The sequence below is a fragment of the Plantactinospora sp. KBS50 genome (assembly GCF_002285795.1).
Lineage (GTDB): Bacteria > Actinomycetota > Actinomycetes > Mycobacteriales > Micromonosporaceae > KBS50.
Genome location: NZ_CP022961.1, coordinates 2069031 through 2087003, shown reverse-complemented (window position 1 = coordinate 2087003; position 17973 = coordinate 2069031). Strand labels below are relative to the sequence as shown.

The 17973-nt window shown below is 73.5% G+C and carries 18 protein-coding genes; 7 read left to right on the top strand and 11 right to left on the bottom strand.

Going from position 1 to position 17973, the window contains the following annotated elements; all coding sequences use genetic code 11:
• The first annotated feature begins 65 nt into the window (after positions 1–65).
• Both CIK06_RS09285 and CIK06_RS09280 read left to right on the top strand, forming a co-directional pair.
• Positions 66–590 (top strand): AAA family ATPase, encoded by a 525-nt coding sequence (locus CIK06_RS09285; protein WP_095564492.1) that lies wholly within the window; start codon positions 66–68, stop codon positions 588–590.
• A 91-nt stretch (positions 591–681) separates the two neighbouring features.
• Entirely contained in the window at positions 682–1701 is a 1020-nt protein-coding gene (locus CIK06_RS09280) for a 2-hydroxyacid dehydrogenase (protein ID WP_095567684.1), read from the top strand.
• Here CIK06_RS09280 and CIK06_RS09275 read toward each other — a convergent pair.
• Complete coding sequence (locus tag CIK06_RS09275; RefSeq protein ID WP_095567683.1) at positions 1688–2119, bottom strand: cupin domain-containing protein; 432 nt, start codon at positions 2117–2119, stop codon at positions 1688–1690. The two genes, CIK06_RS09280 and CIK06_RS09275, sit on opposite strands and share 14 nt — an antisense overlap.
• Before the next feature lie 188 nt (positions 2120–2307).
• Between CIK06_RS09275 and CIK06_RS09270 the strand changes: the two genes are divergently transcribed.
• Together CIK06_RS09270 and CIK06_RS09265 are read left to right on the top strand one after the other, a co-directional pair.
• Complete coding sequence (locus CIK06_RS09270; protein ID WP_095564491.1) at positions 2308–2691, top strand: hypothetical protein; 384 nt, start codon at positions 2308–2310, stop codon at positions 2689–2691.
• A 135-nt stretch (positions 2692–2826) separates the two neighbouring features.
• A complete protein-coding gene (locus CIK06_RS09265; RefSeq protein WP_095564490.1) occupies positions 2827–5754 on the top strand; it encodes a hypothetical protein in 2928 nt (975 codons plus the stop codon).
• 31 nt (positions 5755–5785) lie between these two features.
• Here CIK06_RS09265 and CIK06_RS09260 read toward each other — a convergent pair whose 3' ends face one another.
• The gene (locus CIK06_RS09260; RefSeq protein WP_095564489.1) at positions 5786–6292 is read right to left on the bottom strand and encodes a hypothetical protein; all 507 of its coding nucleotides are present in this window, start codon (positions 6290–6292) and stop codon (positions 5786–5788) included.
• Between the two features lie 245 nt (positions 6293–6537).
• Here CIK06_RS09260 and CIK06_RS09255 point away from each other — a divergent pair, with 245 nt between their 5' ends.
• The 3 genes from CIK06_RS09255 to CIK06_RS09245 are packed head-to-tail and all read left to right on the top strand — an operon-like array spanning position 6538 to position 9460.
• Positions 6538–7590 carry a permease gene (locus CIK06_RS09255; protein ID WP_369916122.1) on the top strand — a complete coding sequence of 351 codons (1053 nt, stop codon included), beginning with the start codon at positions 6538–6540 and terminating at the stop codon, positions 7588–7590.
• Positions 7587–8366, top strand: coding sequence for a TIGR03943 family protein (locus CIK06_RS09250; protein ID WP_095564487.1), 780 nt, complete (start codon positions 7587–7589; stop codon positions 8364–8366). Before CIK06_RS09255 ends, CIK06_RS09250 begins: the two co-directional genes overlap by 4 nt.
• On the top strand, positions 8363–9460 hold the full coding sequence (locus CIK06_RS09245) for a hypothetical protein (protein ID WP_232534098.1): 1098 nt from the start codon (positions 8363–8365) through the stop codon (positions 9458–9460). Before CIK06_RS09250 ends, CIK06_RS09245 begins: the two co-directional genes overlap by 4 nt.
• 128 nt (positions 9461–9588) lie before the next feature.
• On the opposite strand, the gene CIK06_RS09240 is transcribed toward CIK06_RS09245, so the two are convergent.
• The 9 genes from CIK06_RS09240 to CIK06_RS31845 form a co-directional block, all read right to left on the bottom strand.
• The gene (locus tag CIK06_RS09240; protein ID WP_095564486.1) at positions 9589–9915 is read right to left on the bottom strand and encodes a metalloregulator ArsR/SmtB family transcription factor; all 327 of its coding nucleotides are present in this window, start codon (positions 9913–9915) and stop codon (positions 9589–9591) included.
• Positions 9912–10748, bottom strand: coding sequence for a metal ABC transporter permease (locus CIK06_RS09235; RefSeq protein WP_095564485.1), 837 nt, complete (start codon positions 10746–10748; stop codon positions 9912–9914). Before CIK06_RS09235 ends, CIK06_RS09240 begins: the two co-directional genes overlap by 4 nt.
• Positions 10732–11622: a metal ABC transporter permease gene (locus tag CIK06_RS09230; RefSeq protein ID WP_095564484.1), complete on the bottom strand. Its 891-nt coding sequence runs from the start codon at positions 11620–11622 to the stop codon at positions 10732–10734. Before CIK06_RS09230 ends, CIK06_RS09235 begins: the two co-directional genes overlap by 17 nt.
• Positions 11619–12389 (bottom strand): metal ABC transporter ATP-binding protein, encoded by a 771-nt coding sequence (locus CIK06_RS09225; protein WP_095564483.1) that lies wholly within the window; start codon positions 12387–12389, stop codon positions 11619–11621. Before CIK06_RS09225 ends, CIK06_RS09230 begins: the two co-directional genes overlap by 4 nt.
• A 1-nt stretch (position 12390) precedes the next feature.
• Positions 12391–13344, bottom strand: coding sequence for a metal ABC transporter substrate-binding protein (locus CIK06_RS09220; RefSeq protein WP_232534097.1), 954 nt, complete (start codon positions 13342–13344; stop codon positions 12391–12393).
• A 116-nt stretch (positions 13345–13460) separates the two neighbouring features.
• Positions 13461–14222 carry a methyltransferase domain-containing protein gene (locus CIK06_RS09215; RefSeq protein ID WP_095564481.1) on the bottom strand — a complete coding sequence of 254 codons (762 nt, stop codon included), beginning with the start codon at positions 14220–14222 and terminating at the stop codon, positions 13461–13463.
• A 120-nt stretch (positions 14223–14342) separates the two neighbouring features.
• Positions 14343–15644 (bottom strand): aminotransferase class V-fold PLP-dependent enzyme, encoded by a 1302-nt coding sequence (locus CIK06_RS09210; RefSeq protein ID WP_095564480.1) that lies wholly within the window; start codon positions 15642–15644, stop codon positions 14343–14345.
• A 1-nt stretch (position 15645) separates the two neighbouring features.
• A complete protein-coding gene (locus tag CIK06_RS09205; RefSeq protein WP_095564479.1) occupies positions 15646–16965 on the bottom strand; it encodes a pyridoxal-phosphate dependent enzyme in 1320 nt (439 codons plus the stop codon).
• Entirely contained in the window at positions 16962–17918 is a 957-nt protein-coding gene (locus tag CIK06_RS31845; RefSeq protein WP_255408554.1) for a hypothetical protein, read from the bottom strand. Before CIK06_RS31845 ends, CIK06_RS09205 begins: the two co-directional genes overlap by 4 nt.
• Between the last annotated feature and the right edge of the window lie 55 nt (positions 17919–17973).

Genomic DNA, 17973 nt, shown 5'->3' with positions numbered 1-17973 from the left:
GACCATTCCGGCGGCACGCGCACCGGGCGGCGGACGCCGTCGGCGGTTGGGCAGGATGGGATGCCGTGCCCCGACTTGTCGTCGTCACCGGTCCGATCGCGGCCGGCAAGAACACCGTCGCCGACGCGCTGACCCGACGCCTCAGCGCGGGTGGTGACACCGTCGTCGTCGCCGACCTGGACGAGGTGGCGGCGATGGTGGGTCCGCCCGGAGCGGGCGCCGCCGGACTGTGGTTCGCCGCCCACGAGGCGCACGGCGCGCTCGTCGGCCAGTGGCTGCGCTCCAGCGTCGGCTACGTCGTGGCGGTCGGACCGTTCTTCACCGTCGAGGAACGGTCGGCGCTGACCCGCAACGTCCCGGCCGGCGTGACCGCGTCGTGGTTCGTCGTCGACGCCCCGGTGTCGGTGACGCTTCCGCGCGCCCAGGCCGATCCGACCCGCGGCCTGTCCCGCGAGCCCGCGTTCCACCGCCGCGCGCATCGCCGCTTCCGCGCCCTGCTGCCCACGATCCCCGCCGACGCCACCTTCGACTCGACCGTCCTGGACGCCGAGCGGATCGCCACCGCCATCGCCGGGGCGCTGCGCCGTTGAGGCTCGGGCCGACAGGCCGCCGGCCGGGACCGGTCGCATCAACCCGCGCCAATGGTCGGTGGGGGCGGCATGTACTGGTTAGGGTGTGATCATGCGCGTCGCCGTGTTCAGCACGAAACCGTACGATCGCCGGTTCCTCACCGAGGCCAACCGGGAGACCGGTCATGATCTGGTCTTCCTGGAGCCCCGGCTCTCGCCGCAGACCGCGTCGCTGGCCGGCGGCTGCGGCGCGGTCTGCGCGTTCGTCAACGACGACCTGGGCGCACCGGTACTGGAGCGGCTCGCCACCAACGGGATCGCGCTGATCGCCCTGCGCTCGGCGGGGTTCAACCACGTCGATCTGCCGGCCGCCCGCGAACTCGGGCTGTCCGTGACCCGGGTGCCGGGCTATTCGCCGTACGCGGTGGCCGAGCACTGCGCCGGCCTGGTCCTCTCGCTCAACCGCCGGATCCACCGGGCCTACAACCGGGTACGCGAGCACAACTTCGCGCTCAACGGGCTGCTCGGCTTCGACCTGCACGGCCGGACCGTCGGGGTGATCGGGACCGGCCGGATCGGCGTCCGCTTCACCCGGATCATGACCGGCTTCGGCTGCCGGGTGCTGGCCACCGACCCGTACCCCAGCGACGACGCGGTCGCCGCCGGAGCCAGCTACGTCCCGCTGGAGACGCTGCTGGCCGAGTCGGACATCGTCACGCTGCACTGCCCGCTGACCCCGCAGACCCAGCATCTGATCGACGAGCGGCGGATCGCGCAGATGCGCGACGGCGCCATGTTGATCAACACCAGCCGGGGTGGGCTGGTGGACACCGCCGCGGTGATCCGCGGGCTGAAGAGCGGCAAGATCGGGCACCTGGGTCTGGACGTGTACGAGGAGGAGGCGGACATCTTCTTCGAGGATCTGTCCGACCAGATGCTCGGCGACGACGTGTTCAGCCGGCTGGTCACCTTTCCCAACGTGCTGATCACGGGTCATCAGGCGTTCTTCACCGAGGAGGCCCTGCGCAACATCGCCACGAGCACGCTGGCCAGCGTCACCGCGTACGAGCGGGACGGCTCCGTGGCGCGGGTCCCGCCGGACGCGCTGGTCCAGGCGCCTACGCCAGCCTGAAGTCGGCGAAGTCGAAGCCCGGCGCCACGACGCAGCTGACCAGCACCGGCAGCGGGCCGGCCGGGCTGGCCGACTGCCACACCCCACCCGGCACCAGCGCCTGCGGACGCTGACCGGCCGCGACGTCACCACCGAGCAGCACGGTCCCGGCCGCCCCGGGCCGTTCGCCGGCGCCGCCGAGGCGAAGTTCCAGCGGACCGCCGGAGTGCCAGAACCACAGCTCGTCGGAGCGCACCACGTGCCACCGCGAATGCTCGCCGGGATGCAACAGGAAGTAGATGGCGGTCGCGGCGCTGCGCGGCCCGTCGTACCCCCCGGGCGTGAACCCGTGCGCGGACCGCCACGTCTCGCGGTACCAGCCGCCCTCGGGATGCGGTTCCAGGTCCAACTGCTCGGCCAGGGCCGGCCGTGGCGTCATGGCGTCTCCCTCACCGTGGTCGTACCGCTGCACACCATCCTGGCGGTCCGGCGGAGTCCCCCGCCGCCCGGGGTCCGCCCGGCACCCGCGCCGCGCGGGGTGGACGCGCGTGGGTGGGGCGCGGGGTGGACGCGCGGGGCCACCGCCGCGTACGCCCGCCGAGGAACCGGGTCCGCTACGGTTGGTCGATGCGACGGCTCACCGACGGGACGGTCCTGGCGGTCGGCCGGTTGACGCTGGCCGCGACCGAGCTGGAACACCTGCTCGCGCGGATCGGCGCCGGCCGGGCCGGCGGCGACCCGACCGCGGTCTTCACCGCCGCGGGCGAGCCGCTGCGGGCGGCGCGCGAGGCCGCCCCCTTCGCGCCGCCGGAACACCGGGCCGAGTTCGTGGGGCTGGTCGAGGCCGCCGCAAACTACCTGGCGCAGAGCCAGCGAGCCGTGCGCGCGCTGTGGTCCACCGGCAGCGTCGTCGACGCAGCGACGTTCGACGAGATCTCCGGCCTCCTGCTGCGCTGCCGGGACCGGCTGCACGCACTGCTGGACGAGCGGGACCCCGCGCCCACCGCCTGAACCGGCAACCCGTACCGGATCGGCCGACCGCGCCGGCCGCGGACAGCGGCCGGTCACGGACAGCGGCCGGTCACGGACAGCGGCCGGTCACGGACAGCGGCTGGTCACGGCGGCCGTCGTGATCTAGAAATAGGCATGCGCCGGTTCCTGGTGGTGGTCGTGCTGCTCGCCCTCGGGGCGGGCGTGGCGTACGGGCTGAATGGTGCGCTGCGGCTGTCCTGGACGCCCGCGCCGGTGCTGGCCGAGCCGTCGGTCGCGGTGTCGCAGCGGGCCGCCGTCGCGGCGCCGATCGGGACGGTGACCCTGGACCGGCACACGCACCGGCTCGACCTGGCGGCCCGTGCGGTCACCGACGCCGCCGCCGGGCGGGGTGGGCGGGGCGGGCGGGGCGTGCTCACCGTGACCGTGGGCGCGGACGCCGCCGACGAGAGTTACCGGCTCGACCGGACCGCCGCCGGCTACACGCTGACCGCCGCGGGCGAGGCGGGTGCGGCGGTCGGCCTCTACGCGGTGGCCGACCGGATCCGGTCCGGCGAGCCGCTGCGTACCGGCCCGGTGGCCCCGAGGCTGGGTCTGCGGTTGACCGACGCCGGCTCGGTGGGCCGCGCGGACGACGCGGCGCTGTGGCAGGAGGGCGGCGACTACTCGCTCAACTCCGACATCGTGGCCGGCGCGCTGCTGCCCCGGGCGCCGTGGGTCGACCGGGCCGCCGTCGACCGGATCGCCGCCGAGTTCCGGCAGTTCATCGACCACTCGGCGGCGCAGGGGTACAACGGCGTCGTCGTGCCGGGCTTCCTGGAGTACGTGACGTTCGCGGGCGTCGGCGACGGGCACGCCGTCTACCCCGCCGGCGACCCGCACGTCGCGCGGGCGCGGGCGATGGTGACGGCGTTCGCGCCCGTTTTCGGGTACGCCGCGCAGCTGGGCATGCGGGTCTACTTCATGACCGACATGCTGGCGCTGTCCGGGCCGCTGGACGCCTACCTCGCCGGCCAGCGGGACCCGTGGGCGGTCTACCAGGCCGGGCTGCGGGAGCTGTTCGCGAGCATGCCGTTCGCCTCCGGCCTGATGATCCGGATCGGCGAGGGCGGCTCGGCGTACCGGGCGCCGGGCTGGGACTACTTCTCGCGCATCGCGGTGACCACACCGGAACAGGTCCGCTCGATGCTCACGGCGTTCCTCGCGGTGGCCGGGGACAGCGGCCGGGACATCATCTTCCGGTCCTGGACGGTGGGCGTCGGCGCGGTCGGCGACCTGCACACCAACGCCGACTCCTACCAGCGGGTGCTGGGGGATCTCGACGATCCGCACCTGATCGTCTCGACCAAGTACACCCAGGGCGACTTCTACAGCCACCTGCCGCTGAACGGGACGCTGACCGTGGGGGGCCAGCGGCGGATCGTCGAGTTCCAGGGCCGGCGCGAGTTCGAGGGCCTCGGTGCGCTGCCCAACGACCTGACGGCGCTGCACGCGTCGGCGCTCGCGCTGCTGCTGGCCCGCAACCCGCACATCGAGGGTGTCTGGCTGTGGACGCAGGACGGCGGCCCGCTGCACGCCGGGCCGCGCACGCTCTATCTGCGTACCGGGTTCTGGCAGCTGTACGACCTGAACGCGTACGCGATGGGACGGCTGGCCCGCGAGCCGGACGCCGATCCGGGCACCATCACCAGCGACTGGGTGTACCAGACGTTCTCGTCCGACCCCGCGACGGTGGCCGCGATCTGCCGGATGTTCGCCGCGTCCCGCGAGGCCGTGACGAAGGGCCTCTACCTCACGCCGTACGCGGACCACGCCGCGCGGGCGCTCGGCCTCGAACCGCCACCGATGATGTGGATCTTCGAGTGGGACATCGTCACGGGCGACTCGGCCGTGCTGGACAGCATCTACGCGATCAGCCGCGGACACCTGGACGAGACGATCGCCGCGGGCGACGAGGCGGTCGCGCTCGCCGACCGGCAGCGCGCGACGGTGGCGGCCACCGACCCGGCGACCTGGCGCGACCCGCGGCTGCGGACCCGGCTGCTCGCCGCGCTCGACTACCAGCACGACCTGTACGCCACGCTCGGCGCGTACCGGACGATGTTCCTGAGCCGGGCGCAGTGGCTGGACACCGGCTCGGCCACCGCACGCGAGCGGTGGACGGCGGCACAGGCCCGGTACGAGCGGGCGCGCGCGGCGTACGTCGCCAGCTACGGCGCCGACCTGGACCTGCCCGCGTACAACTTCACGGCCGCGGATCTGGGTGGTCGGCGGTTCGACCGCGACCCCGCGATGGCGGCGCTGGCGCGGATCCTGCTCGGCCTGCTCGTGGTGTCGATGCTGGTGCCGTGGCGGCCGGTGCGTGACCTCTGGCGGGCCGCGCTGTTGCCGTGGCGCCGCCCGGCGCCGCCGACCCGGACGGCACGCCGGGTCGCGATCCTCTTCCCGGCCGCCGTGCTGCTGCTCAGCCGGGAGATCCACACCTGGTTCGCGGCACCGGTCGAACTGCTCGGCACGCTCGGCTGCTGGGCGCTGTTCGCGCTGACCGTCCGGCTGCTGGTGCGCGGCCGGGACCCGTACCCGCTGTGGACCGTGCTCGGCGGGGTGGCCCTGTTGCGGTCGGTGCTGCTGCTGGCCGTGCTGGCGGTCCGCGGTCCCGGCCACTACTGGTTCGTGTTCTGGACCGATCCGACGGCCCGGTCGGTGTACGTGACGGTCGGATTCGCGGCCTTCTGTTGGCTCTTCGTGGCGACCGGCTCGGTGCTGCGGTCCCGGTACGGCTGGTCGCGCCGCCGGGTCGCCGGTGCCGTCACGCTGGCGGCCGGCGTGCCGCTGCTCGTCCTCGGCGCGGTGGTCTGGTCCGCCGGCCTGGAACGGTCCCTCGCGACCTGGAACGACCAACTGGTGCTGCTGCCCTGGGGGCTGCACCGCATCCTGGGCATCGCGACGTACCTGGGCATTCCGCCGCAGCTCCCGAGCTGGCTCACGGCGGCCGGCGCGGTGCTGTCGCTGCTGGGTCTCGGGCTGACGGTGCGCCGGCCCTCCGGCGCCTGGAAGCCCCTGCACCCGCGACAAACGCCGTGATCAACGGGACGGGCGGCGGACAGGGGTCGGGTCAGGCGGCGCCGTGGGCGAGTCGTTCCAGCGCCACCACGGCGGCGCCGAGGACGAACTCGGCGAGCAGCACGACGAGCTTCTGCCGGGTCGGCAGCCGGAGCCGGCGGATCGCCAGATACCCGATCACCACGAGGGCCGAGACGAGCGCGATCGTCGAGGCGCGCAGCGCCAGGGCGACCGACCAGCGGCCGGAGACCGCGAACGCGACGAACAGCAGCGGCAGGTAGACGGCGCCGGACGCGCCGAAGCTGGTCCGCAGCATCCCGCGCAGTTCCCGCTCATCGGGCAGCGTGGCGTGCACCACGATGTGCGACACGACGTCGGCCACGAGGACCGCCAGCAGGGTGCCGGTCACCGTGACCACCAGGGTCAGCAGGGCCTCCCCGGCGGAGACCTCGTGCGAGGCGAGCGCCAGCACGACGGCGAGGGCCGCGAAGGTCAGATAGACACGTTCCTTGAGCCGCCCGGCCCGGGTCGCCGATTCGCTGTCCGCGCTCCTCGCCACCGGTGCAGCGTAGTGGAGGGTCCCGATGTCGGCGCGGGCGGTCGGCTCTCCGGGAGGCCGCCCGCCGCACCCATCGACAACAAATGCACACTCCAACATATTTACATTTCAATTCGCACGGAAAATTCCACCGGACCGGTCATCTCCGATAACGGAACAACCAGTAGGTTGGAACGCGGTCCGCCCCCGGTCGGACGTCATGAATTGCCCGGCAGACAGCGGGATCCACGATTTGGGAGAAGGTGTTGAGCGCACCGGAGAGCACGAGCGCCCGGCGAGCCATCGGCGCCGATGAGATCGACTGGTCGGCGACGCCGGAGCCCACCCCGGCCGGCCGGACCCGGCGGCCGTCCCGGATCGGCTCGCTGGAGATCCTCGCCGGCCTGTTGGTGCTGCTGGTCGCGCTCCGGGGGCCGCTGAGCGGGCTGGTCTCGGGTGCCCGCCTGCAGACCTGGACCACGGTGTTCGTCTCGGTGCTGGTGCAGGCCACCCCGTTCCTGGTCTTCGGGGTGGTGCTGTCGGCGGTGATCGCGGTGTACGTCCCCCGGTCGTTCTGGGCGCGGGCGCTGCCCGGCCATCCGGCGCTGGCGGTGCCCGCGGCCGGGCTGGCCGGGGTCGTCCTGCCCGGCTGCGAGTGCGGCAGCGTCCCGATCGCCGGCTCGCTCATCCGGCGCGGTGTCACCCCGGCCGCCGCGCTGGCCTTCCTGCTCGCCGCTCCGGCGATCAACCCGATCGTGCTCACCGCGACGGTGGTGGCGTTCCCGGGCCGGCCCGAGATGGCGATCGCCCGGGGCGTCGCCAGCCTGGCCGTCGCCGTGGGCATGGGGTGGCTGTGGCTGCGCCTGGGGCGCACCGGGTGGATCCGGTTGCCGCACCGGCCCGACCTGGACGACCTTTCCCGGACCCGGGCGTTCTGGGCGGCGTGCCGGCACGACGTGATGCACGCCGGCGGGTTCCTCGTGGTGGGCGCGGCCGCCGCCGCCACCATCAACGTGATCGTGCCCGACGCCTGGTTGCAGAGCCTGGCCGGCAATCCGGTGCTGGCCGTCCTCGCCCTGGCCACGCTGGCCGTGCTGCTGTCGATCTGCAGCGAGGCGGACGCCTTCGTGGCGGCCTCGCTGTCGCAGTTCTCGCTCACCTCGCGCCTGGTGTTCCTGGTGGTCGGCCCGATGGTCGACCTCAAGCTGATCTCCATGCAGGCCGGCGTCTTCGGGCGGCGGTTCGCGGTCCGGTTCGCCCCCGCCACGTTCGGCGCGGCCATCGTGGTGGGTTCGGCGGTCGGGATGGTGCTGCTGTGAACCGGCTCAGTCAGGCCGTGGTCATGCTGCTGTTCGGCGCGACGATCGTGAAGGCCACGCTCACCGACGTCTTCCTGCGTTACGTCAGGGAGGGCCTGCGCCCGTTCCTGCTCGGCGCCGGAATCCTGCTGATCGCCGCCGCGGTGATGACCATCTGGTACGACCTGCGCACGCCCGCAGCGGCGCCCGGGGACGGGCATCGGGACCGGGACCAGGTACGCGACGGCGACCGCCACGACCACGGCGACGACCACGGCGACGACCACGGTCACGACCAGCACGAACCGCGGGTGGGCTGGTTGCTGCTGCTCCCCGTGCTCTGCCTGCTGCTGGTCGCGCCGCCGGCGCTCGGCTCGTACACCGCCGGCCAGGCGGGCACGCTCACCGCCAGCGCGTCGGACTCCGACTACCCGCCGCTGCCGCCCGGGGACCCGGCGCCGATCAGCCTGCTCGACTACGCCTCCCGGGCGATCTTCGACGGCGGGAAGAGCATGGCCGGGCGCACCGTCCGGCTCACCGGCTTCGTGACGCCCGGTCCGGACGGCCGGCCCATGCTGGCCCGGATCGTGCTCACCTGCTGCGCCGCCGACGGCCGCCCCATCAAGATCGGCCTGACCGGGGACCGGACCGTGGAGGCCGCCCCGGACACCTGGGTGGAGGTCGTGGGCGTCTACAGCCCGACGGTCGGCAAGGACCCGGTCAACGAGGTGGACATCGCCTACCTGGAGGTCCAGGACTGGCGGCAGATCAGCGAGCCGAAGCAACCGTACGCGTGAGCCCGCGCAACGGGCGGTCCCTGCGTACCCGGGTCTGGACCGTCGCCAGCCTGGTGGTCGCGCTGCTGGCCGGCGCCGTCCTGGTCGCCGGCGGATGGCAGGCGGCACCGGCGCCGCCACCGGGACGGGTCTCGGCCGAACGGGCCTGGCCGGCCGCCCGGCGCGGCGAGCTGCCCGGCAGCCTGCCGGACGGGCCGCTGTTCCAGCCGCTGCTGTTCCTCGACCCGCACACCGCGATCGGCACCGCGCCCAGCCCGGACGCGCTGTGGCTGCGGCTGTTGCTGCGCGGTGCCGACGGCGGCACCCGCATGCTGCGGCGCCTGCCGTACGCCGACAACCCGGTCTTCGACAACCTGACCGTCGCCGGGAACACGGTCGCCTGGACCGAGAGCGCGCAGGACGGGAGGGTGCGCATCTGGGTGCTGGGCCTGGACGCCGGCGGCTCCCCGCGCCAGGTGACCGCCGACACCGGCGACGCCGTCTTCGACGGCACCGAGAACGGCCTGCGCATCGTCGACGGCCGGGTGTACTGGGCGGCGGCCCGGGGCACGGAGATCACCGAGATCCGTTCCGTCGCGCTCTCCGGCGGCGCGGTGCGGGTCCGCGCGGAGCCGGGCAGGTGGGCGCTGTCCCGGTGGCCGTGGCTCACCGACGGCACCCGCGGCCGGCCCAGCACCACCGTGTTGCGCGACCTGGGCACCGGCGGGCGGACCGAGGTACGCACCGCCGGGGGTGAGCTGGCCACGTGCAGCCCGACCTGGTGCCGGGTGACGGTCATCGACTCCGGCGAGCTGGTCCGGATCGACCTGATGCACCCGGACGGATCCGGCCGCCGCACGGTCGCCGGCCGCAACGCGCTCGCGGCGCTGGACGACGTCGCGGTCCTCGACCGGTTCGAGGTGCTCTCCGAGCCCGGCCCGAACTCCGACCTGACCGGCACGGCGATCCTGGTCAGCTACGACCTGCGCACCGGGCAGACCGTGCTGCTGTCGCCGATCGCCGCGACCGTCTTCTTCCGCAACGGCGTGCTGGCCTGGTCGACCGGCGCGCAGGAGACCACCGTCTGGCACACCGTGGACCTGCGCACGGCCTAGACCGGCGGTCCGGCTCCCCCGACTCCGCCGAAGACGGGTCGATCACCCGGCCGGGCGGTCCGTCACTCGCGCTGGCGCTGGCACTGGCGCTGTCACTCGCTCTGGCGCTGTCAGTCGCTCTGGCGCTGTCAGTCGCTCTGGCGCTCGGCGCTGTGCGCGTACCGGAGCACCTCGGCGATCAGCCCCCGGGTCGCCTCGCTGTACAGCGTGTAGATCGCCTGCCGGCCGCTGCGCCGGCGTCGGATCAGCCGGGCGGCGCGCAGGTAGCGCAGGTGGTGCGCGATGGCGGTCGGCTCGGCCGCGATGGCCTCGGCCAGCGATGCCGGGGTCTGCTCGCCGTCGAGCAGCAGGACGAGGATGTGCAGCCGGTGCTCGTAGGCCATGCCGCGCAGCACGACCACCGCGCGTTCGAGCGCGGCGAGCGGATCATCGGGCGCGGTGCGCTGGAGCCTCATGCCGGCACCGTGGTCGCCGCCGGGCGCGGCCGGCGGACGCCGGCGTACCGGGACAGCAGGAGGGAGAGCGCCAGCAGCGCCGTGGCGGTCAGCGTGATGCTCGCGCCGGCGGCGATGTTCCAGCGCGTCGACAGGTAGAGCCCGCCGAGGCCGCTGGCGGCACCGAGGGCGACCGCCAGGCCGGACATCACGCTCAGCCGGCTCGACCAGGGTCGGGCCGCCGCGGCCGGGGCCACGATCAGCGCGAGCGCCAGGATCGTGCCGACGGCCGGCACCACCGTCACCACCACGACCTCGATGGTGAGCAGCAGCACCACGTCCCAGACGCCTGTGGAATAGCCCGCGGCCCGCGCCCCGGCCCGGTCGAATCCGGTGTACGTCAGTGGCCGGGCGCAGAACAGCAGCACGGCCGCCACGAGCACGAGGACCGCCGCGGTGATGACCAGATCCTCGGTGCCGACCGTGAGGATCGAGCCGACCAGGAACGACGACAGGTCCCGGGTGAACCCGCTCTGGGTGGCCACCAGGCCGGCGCCGAGAGCGAACCCGGCCGACAGCAGCACCCCGGTGGCGCCGGCCGCGTTCTGACCGCGGCGGCGGCTGAGCGCGGCCACCCCGAGCGCGATGATCCCGCCGGTCACCGCGCCGCCGAGCAGGATGTCGAGGCCGATGATCGAGGCGGCGACCACCCCGGGGAAGGTGGCGTGGGTCAGTGCCATCGTGAAGAAGGACAGCCGGCGCAGCACCACCTGGACGCCGATGAGCCCGGCGAGCGCACCGGCCAGCAGCACCTCGATGGTGGCGCGGTGCAGCGTGTCATCCCACCAGCTCATGTGGGGAACTCCGTTCGGTGCGGGGTCGGGACCGCCCTGGGTCGCGCCGGCGACGCGCCACGCCCATCGGCAGGAGCAGCAGGTAGGCCAGGACGAGGACCAGGACGACGGCGGACGCCGAGGTCAGCGAGACGCCGTAGCGCACGGACGCGGTCCAGCTCGCGAGCAGTCCGGCGTACCCGGCGAGCAGGATCAGCCCGGTGCCGACCGCGGCCATCACCAGCAGCCGGGAGGTGACCATCCGGGCGGCCGCGGCGGGCACGATGAGCAGCGCCACGACCAGGATGGTGCCGACGGCCCGGACCGCGGCGACGACCACGAGCGCGACGAGCAGGTTGAGCCACAGGTCCAGCCAGCCGATCCGGTAGCCGGCCGCCTCCGCGCCGAGCGGGTCGAAGCTGCGGAAGATCAGGGCGCGGGCGCCGATCGCCAGCAGGACGAGGATGACCACGGCGAGGACGGCGGTCTCGGCGAGCTGGCGCGGCGTGACGGTGAGGATGCGGCCGAACAGGAACGTCGTCAGGTCGGCGGTGTACGAGGAGCGCCGCGACACCAGGGCCACCCCGATCGAGAACATCGCGGTCAGCACCACGGCGGTGGAGGCGTCGTCGGAGAGCACGCCGCCGCGGGTCAGCAGGGTCAGCGCCACGGCCGTGACGACCCCGGCGACCAGCGCCCCGGCGAAGATGCCCTCCACCCCGCCGGAGAGGAAGCCGACGACCACGCCGGGGAACACGGTGTGGGTGAGCGCGTCCGAGACGAAGGAGAGCCGCCGGGCGAAGACGAAGACGCTGACCGGCCCGCAGATCACCGCCAGCAGGGCCAGTTCGGTGAGGGCGCGGGCCATGAACGGCGTGCCGAACGGCTCGATCACGGCTCCACCAGCACGGTCCGGCCGTGCTCCACGTCGATCGCGTGTGCCCCGTACGCCCGGCGCAGGACCTCGGCGGTGAGCGCCGTGGCCGGCGGGCCGAGGGCCCACTGCCGGCCGTTGAGCACGCAGACGAGGTCGGCCAGTTCGCGGGCGACGGTGAGGTCGTGGGTGCTGAGCACCAGGGCCGTGCCCGCCCGGCTGAGTTCGCGCAGCACGGACACGATGGCTTCCTGACTGACCACGTCGACCCCGTTGAACGGCTCGTCGAGCAGCAGCAGCCGCGGCTCGGCGGCGATCGCCCGGGCCAGCAGCACCCGCTGGCGCTGCCCACCCGACAGCGTCCCGAACTGGTGGCCGGCCCGGTCGGCCAGCCCGACCCGGTCCAGCGCGTCCCGCACGGCGCGCCGGTCGACCGACCGGGTCGGTCGCCACCAGCCGATGCGCCGGTAGCGGCCCATCAGCACCACCTGGGCCGCGGTGACCGGGAAGTCGGCGTCCAGCGCGTCGGTCTGCGGGACGTACCCGGTGAGCAGCCGCGCCCGGGCCGGCGGCAGGCCGAGGACCGTGGCCGTGCCGCCCAGCACCGGCACCAGGCCGAGCACCGATCTGATCAGCGTGGACTTGCCCGCGCCGTTCGGCCCCACCAGCACGAGCCGTTGCCCGGCCGCCAGTTCGAGGTCCACGTCGGTGAGCACCGGGGTGCCGTGGTAGCCGGCGCTGACCCAGGCGTAGTTGAGGGCCGCGCCGGCCACCGCGACATCACTCATGTCAGCCGCCCAGCGCCGAGACGATCACCTGCGTGTTGTGCTCCTCGGCCCCGAGGTAGGTGCCCTGCGGCGTCCCCTGCTCGCCGAGGCTGTCCCCGAACAGGGCATCCTCTCCGCCGACCACCTTGACCCCGGCCTGCTTCGCGATGGCCTCGGCGGTCTTGGGCGGCAGCGAGCTTTCGGTGAAGATGGCCTTCGTACCGGTCGACCTGATCTTCGCGACCAGGTCGTTGAGCTGCTTGGCGCTCAGTTCGGCAGAGGTGTCCATGCTGGGGATGACCGAACCGACGAACTCCAGCTGGTACCGGTCGATGTAGTAGCCGAACGCGTCGTGGTTGGTGACCAGTTTGCGCTGGTCGGCCGGCAGCTTGGCGAAGGCCGCCGCATTGTCGGCGTCGAGCTTGTCCAGCTTCGCCGAGTAGCTGCCGAGGTTCGCCTGGTACGTCGCGGCGTGTGCGGGGTCGGCGGTGGCGAGGCCCCGCTCGATGTTCTGGACCATGATCTTGGCGTTCTGCGGGTTGTGCCAGATGTGCGGGTCGCCATCCCTGGTCTCCTCGTCGTCGGGGTCGCCCGCGCGCAGCTGCACGCCCTGGCTGGCGTCCACGACGGTGCCCGCGAAGCCCGCCGACTCGATGGTCTGGTCGAGCCAGGACTCCAGGCCGACGCCGTTCTTCACGACCACCTTCGCGGCGCCGATGGCCTGGATGTCGGCCGGCGTCGGCTCGTACTCGTGCGGGTCGACGTTCGGCTTGATGATCTGGGTGACGGTCACGTCGTCGCCCGCGATGTTGCGCACGAAGTCGGCCACCTCGGGAGTGGTGGCCACCACCGCCAGCGCGTCGCCGGACGACGGAGCGCTGCCCGCGGCGTCGCCGCCGCTCGAACCGCATCCGCCGACAAATGTCAGAACCGCGGCGGCCACGGCGGCCGCCAGGGTGCGTTGCCCATGCTTCACGTGTATCACTCCGTTCCTCAGACCAGAAACGGTAATCGTTTTCATTTTGCATTGTCTAATCATGAAGTGACGATGTGTCGACCCGCCCGGGACGCCCGCCGGGCACGGCGGCCGGTTCAGGCGACGGCGGCGACCGCGGCGTGCGCACCGCACCGCCACACGACGCCGACCTGCCGGAACCCGGCCCGGCGCGCCGCCGCGGCGTGCCAGGACACCGGGGCGGTGAACTCGGCCGGCGGGCGGTCGCGGAACACCGCGGCGCGGGCCGAAAGCAGCGGCCGCAGCGCCGTCACCGCGGCCAGCCCGTCCCACCAGCCGGTCCAGGCGAGTTCGGCCGCGGCCAGGTCCGGGGCCGGGGTCAGCGCCCGCATCAGCGCGGCGGCGCCGTCATCCGGGATGAGGTCGGCGACCACCAGCAGGCCACCGGGGGCCAGCACCCGGCGGGCGTCCCGGTACAGCACCCGGGCGCGGGCCGGCGACAGGTAGTGCAGCGCCATCACGACCGTCACCAGGTGGTGTCCGCCGCCGGCCGGACGCACCCAGTCCGATGTCGAGAGATCCCCCTCCAGCGCCCGCGCCGTGCCGGGCAGGGCGGCGCGGGCCAGCGCGAGCAGCACCGGATCAAGATCCACCAGCGTGACCGCGGCGCCGGCCCAGCGGCGCGACATCCGCTCGGCCAGCAGGCCGGGGCCGCCGCCGAGGTCGAGCACCCGCTGCGGCGCCCGGCCGCACACCGCCTCGGCCGCCCGGCACAGTACGTTCTCCAGGTCGGCCAGACCGGGAGCGAAGGCACCCATCACCCGCGCCCAGTCGTCGCGCAACCGCAGCAGGAGGTCGGTGTCGAGCGCCACCTGGGGCGCGGGTGTCAGCGTTGCCATGCGCGTACTCCGGAGCGGCGTGCGGGCGGGGACGCCACACGGTAACGGAAACCATTTCCGATAGGATAGCCGGCGACCCGGCCACCACCCGACATTTCCCGCCGGGCGGCGCGGATCGGCTCAGGACGCGCGGTCCAGGGCGGCCAGCACGGTCAGCAGGTGGTCGACCTCGGCCACCGAGTTGTAGACGTGCAGGCTGACCCGTACCGAAGCGGTCTTCTCGCCCTGGTCACCCTGGCAGTGCCCGTCCGCGCGGACCATGATGCCGTCCGCCGCGAGAATGAAGCCGAGATCGTTCGAGCCGACCGCCCGGTGCCGGAACGCGACGATGCCGTTGCGCCGCTGCACCGGCGAGTCGGCGGCCAGGCTGCGCTGGCAACCCAGCACCTCGAAGCTCGGCAGCGCCCGCAGGCCGTCGGTCAGCCGCGCGCCGAGCGCGGCGTTCCAGCGGGCGATCCGCTCCAGCCCGGCGTCCTCCAGCCAGTCCAGCGCCGCGGCCAGGCTGATGATGCCGCTGGTGTTGGGCGAGCCGTTCCAGCCGGCCGGGTGATACACCGGGCCGCGCCGGTTACGGGCCCAGACCGCACCGGTCCCGGGCAGCGCCATCGCCTTGTGCCCGGAGAAGACCACGAAGTCCACGTCCGTCTCGGCGACCGACAGCGGCAGATGGCCCACCCCCTGCGCGGCGTCCAGGCAGATCGGTACGTCCGGCCCGGCGACCGCGCGCAGCCGGTGCACGTTCATGTCGTTGCCGTAGACGTGGTGCACGTGCGTGGCGGCGATCAGGCGGGTCCGCGCACCGATCATGCCGGCGAGCCGGTCGGTGTCGTAGTCGAAGGCGGCGTCGTACGGCATCGCCCGCGGCTGGACCCGGATCCCCTGCCGGGCCAGCAGCCCGACGGCCTCCAGCCAGGGTTCGATGTTCGCGGCGTGGTCGGCGAACGGGACGATGATCTCGTCGCCGTCGCGCAACTGCGGGGCGAGCCAGTCCAGCGCGACCGCCCGCAGGCCCTCGGTGGTGCCGCTGCCGAAGTGCACGCCGGAGCGCTCCGGGTCGGGATCGCCGAGAAACCGCCGTACCCGGTCCCGGGCCTGCTCGATGCGGGCCGTCGTGCGGTTGGCCCAGGGATAGGTGCCCCGGGCGGCGTTGGCGTTGCCGGTGCTCAGATAGGTCGTCACCGCGTCCAGTACGGCCCGCGGCTTCTGCGCGGTGGCGGCGCTGTCCAGATAGGAGACGTCGGGGTTCGCGGTGATGATGGGAAACTGGCCGCGCAGCCGCTCGTGCCAGCCGACCAGGTCCTCGGGCAGCGCCGCGCCTTGCGACAGCGCCGCGCCGTCGCGGCGGGCCGTGCCCTCGGCGCCGGACGCGCCGTCGGGGCGGGACGTGCCGTCGGGGCGGGCCGTGCCGTCGGGGCGGGCCATGTCAGGCTCGCACCAGTTCGGCGCCGGCGTCCCGCCAGGCGATGATGCCGCCGGCGAGCGAGTACGCCTCGCGGTGCCCCATCCGGCGCAGCAGCGCCACGTACCGGGCGGACTTCTCCCCGACCGGGCACACCAGCAGCACCGGCTGTTCCCGGCCGAACGGCAGGCCGCCGTGCAGCAGCTCGGCGAACAACTCGTCGACGATGTTCACCGCGCCGTCGATGTGCAGCGCCTGGTAGGCGAACGGGCTGCGCAGGTCGATCACCAGGCCGCGCCGCGCGGCCACCCAGCGCCCGGCGCCGGCCACGTCGAGCGTGGGCGCCCCGGCCACCTCGGCGTCGGTCAGGGTACGGGTGGAGTTGCGCCGGGGCGGCAGACCGAACAGCTCGGGACGGCGGTCCCGCAGGTAGCTCAGGTAGCTCTCCACCCGGTCGCAGACGATGAAGACCGCCGTACGGCGACCGGTCAGCCCGGCGTCGACGGCCCGCAGGTGGCGCACGGCGCCCTGGTAGGCGCCACCGCCGGTGGGTCCGGCCAGGATGCCGCACCGGCGGACCAGGGTGAGCAGCCCGTCCACGGCGTCGTCGGCGCTGATGGTCTCGATGCTGTCGTAGACGTCCGGCTCGAAGAGGCCGACCTCGTGCACCTCGTCGATGGTGCGGATGCCGGGGATGAAGTCGGACTTCCCCGCGACCAGCCCGACCACCCGTACCTCGGGGTTGTGCTGGCGCAGGGCGGCCGCCACCCCGGTCGAGGAGCCGGCGGTGCCGACGCAGGCGATGAAGTGGTCCGGCGCCTGCCCGCCGAGGTCCTTGACGATCTCCGGGCCGGTGCCGTGCAGGTGGGCGTCCACGTTGAGGTCGTTGAAGTACTGGTCGGTGTGCACGTAGCCGGTGCCGGCCGCGGCCAGCCGCTGGTGCATCCGGGTCAGCGGGTCGTCGGTGTCGGTGGGGTCCAGGCACTCCGCCTGGCCCGGCAGTTCGTCGATCTCCGCGCCCAGCAGCAGGAGCAGGTCCTTGACCTCGGGCACCTTCATCCGGTTGGTCACGCTCTTGAAGGGCAGCCCGTGCATGCCGGAGATCACCGCGAGCGCCTTGGCGGTGTTGCCGCTGGAAAGTTCGACCACCGTGTCGCCGCGCTCGGCCGCGCCGGCCAGCAGCGGGCGGACCATGTTCCACGCCGCCCGGTCCTTCACCGAGCCGAACGGGTTGAGCAGTTCCATCTTGGCGTACAGGTCGATGTGCCGCAGGCCGTGCACCGCCGGGTCGATCCGCACCAGCGGCGTGTTGCCGATGGCGTCGGTGACGCTGTCGAATCTCATGCTGTCTCCGTCCGCGTCCGAACCGGCCAGTACCGCTCGTCCAGGCACCACGCCCACCGGCCGCCGTCGCGGTACATCGCGACCTTGCGGCCGACCGGCTGCCGCAGTGCCCGGGTGGCGCTGAAGTCCATGAGGTACCCGGCGGTGTTGACGAACGCCAGCAGGTCGCCGGCGCGCGGCCGGGACGGCAGGAACACCTTGCGCCGGGTGATGAGGTCCGCCTCCAGGCAGAGGTTGCCGAACAGGTAGCCGCCGAACGGGCCGGTCTCCCCGGGCTCGCCGCGGTGCACCACCACCGGGTCCATCAGCACGCCGTGCTCCTCGATGCTCACGTCCCGGGCGTTGAGGTCGAGCAGCACCGCCGGCTCGCCGCCGCTGTCCCGGACCGCCAGGACGGTGGCCAGCACGATGCCGCACTGGTCGAGCAGCGCCCGGCCCGGCTCGACGTGCAGGTCGTACATGCTGTCCAGCAGCAGTGCGCCCAGCGGGCGGCGGTGGCTGGGCTCGTCGGTGCGCAACAGCCGGTCCAGGTACGCGGCGCCGGCCAGCGGCCGGTACGCCGGGTACACACTCAGCGAGCCACGGATCGTGCCGCGCTCGGCGCGCAGGCCGTAGCCGTGTCCGTTCCAGGTGAGCGGGGCGCGGCGGCCGAGCATCGCCTCGGTCAACGCGGAGGTGTACCGCTCCCACTGCGATCCGTCGGCCAGATAGTTCACCCCGAAGCCGCCGCCGATGTCCACGGACCACGGTCGCAGGCCGCGGGCGCGGCAGGCGTCCAGCGCGGCCAGGCAGCCCGCCAGTGCCACCGCCTTCTCGGACGTCCCGATGCTGTCGAGGTGGAACGCCACCCCGGTGAGGTCGAGGGCGCCGGCCCGCTGCTCGATCCAGTCCAGCGTCGCGGCGAAGTCGGCCGCCGCGACCCCGAACCGGCTGGGCCGGCTGGCCACCCGCACCCCTGGGAGGGGAAGCCGGAGAGCCGGACCGTGACGCGCACCCGCGGCAGCCCCC

What these genes read in the sequence shown, in the direction of transcription:
- CIK06_RS09225 (WP_095564483.1), bottom strand. Translation starts at nt 12,389, where the DNA reads ATGAGTGATGTCGCGGTGGCCGGCGCGGCCCTCAACTACGCCTGGGTC.
- CIK06_RS09235 (WP_095564485.1), bottom strand. Translation starts at nt 10,748, where the DNA reads ATGAGCTGGTGGGATGACACGCTGCACCGCGCCACCATCGAGGTGCTG.
- CIK06_RS09240 (WP_095564486.1), bottom strand. Translation starts at nt 9,915, where the DNA reads ATGAGGCTCCAGCGCACCGCGCCCGATGATCCGCTCGCCGCGCTCGAA.
- CIK06_RS09215 (WP_095564481.1), bottom strand. Translation starts at nt 14,222, where the DNA reads ATGGCAACGCTGACACCCGCGCCCCAGGTGGCGCTCGACACCGACCTC.
- CIK06_RS09205 (WP_095564479.1), bottom strand. Translation starts at nt 16,965, where the DNA reads ATGAGATTCGACAGCGTCACCGACGCCATCGGCAACACGCCGCTGGTG.
- CIK06_RS09270 (WP_095564491.1), top strand. Translation starts at nt 2,308, where the DNA reads ATGCGACGGCTCACCGACGGGACGGTCCTGGCGGTCGGCCGGTTGACG.
- CIK06_RS09210 (WP_095564480.1), bottom strand. Translation starts at nt 15,644, where the DNA reads ATGGCCCGCCCCGACGGCACGGCCCGCCCCGACGGCACGTCCCGCCCC.
- CIK06_RS09280 (WP_095567684.1), top strand. Translation starts at nt 682, where the DNA reads ATGCGCGTCGCCGTGTTCAGCACGAAACCGTACGATCGCCGGTTCCTC.
- CIK06_RS09265 (WP_095564490.1), top strand. Translation starts at nt 2,827, where the DNA reads ATGCGCCGGTTCCTGGTGGTGGTCGTGCTGCTCGCCCTCGGGGCGGGC.
- CIK06_RS09275 (WP_095567683.1), bottom strand. Translation starts at nt 2,119, where the DNA reads ATGACGCCACGGCCGGCCCTGGCCGAGCAGTTGGACCTGGAACCGCAT.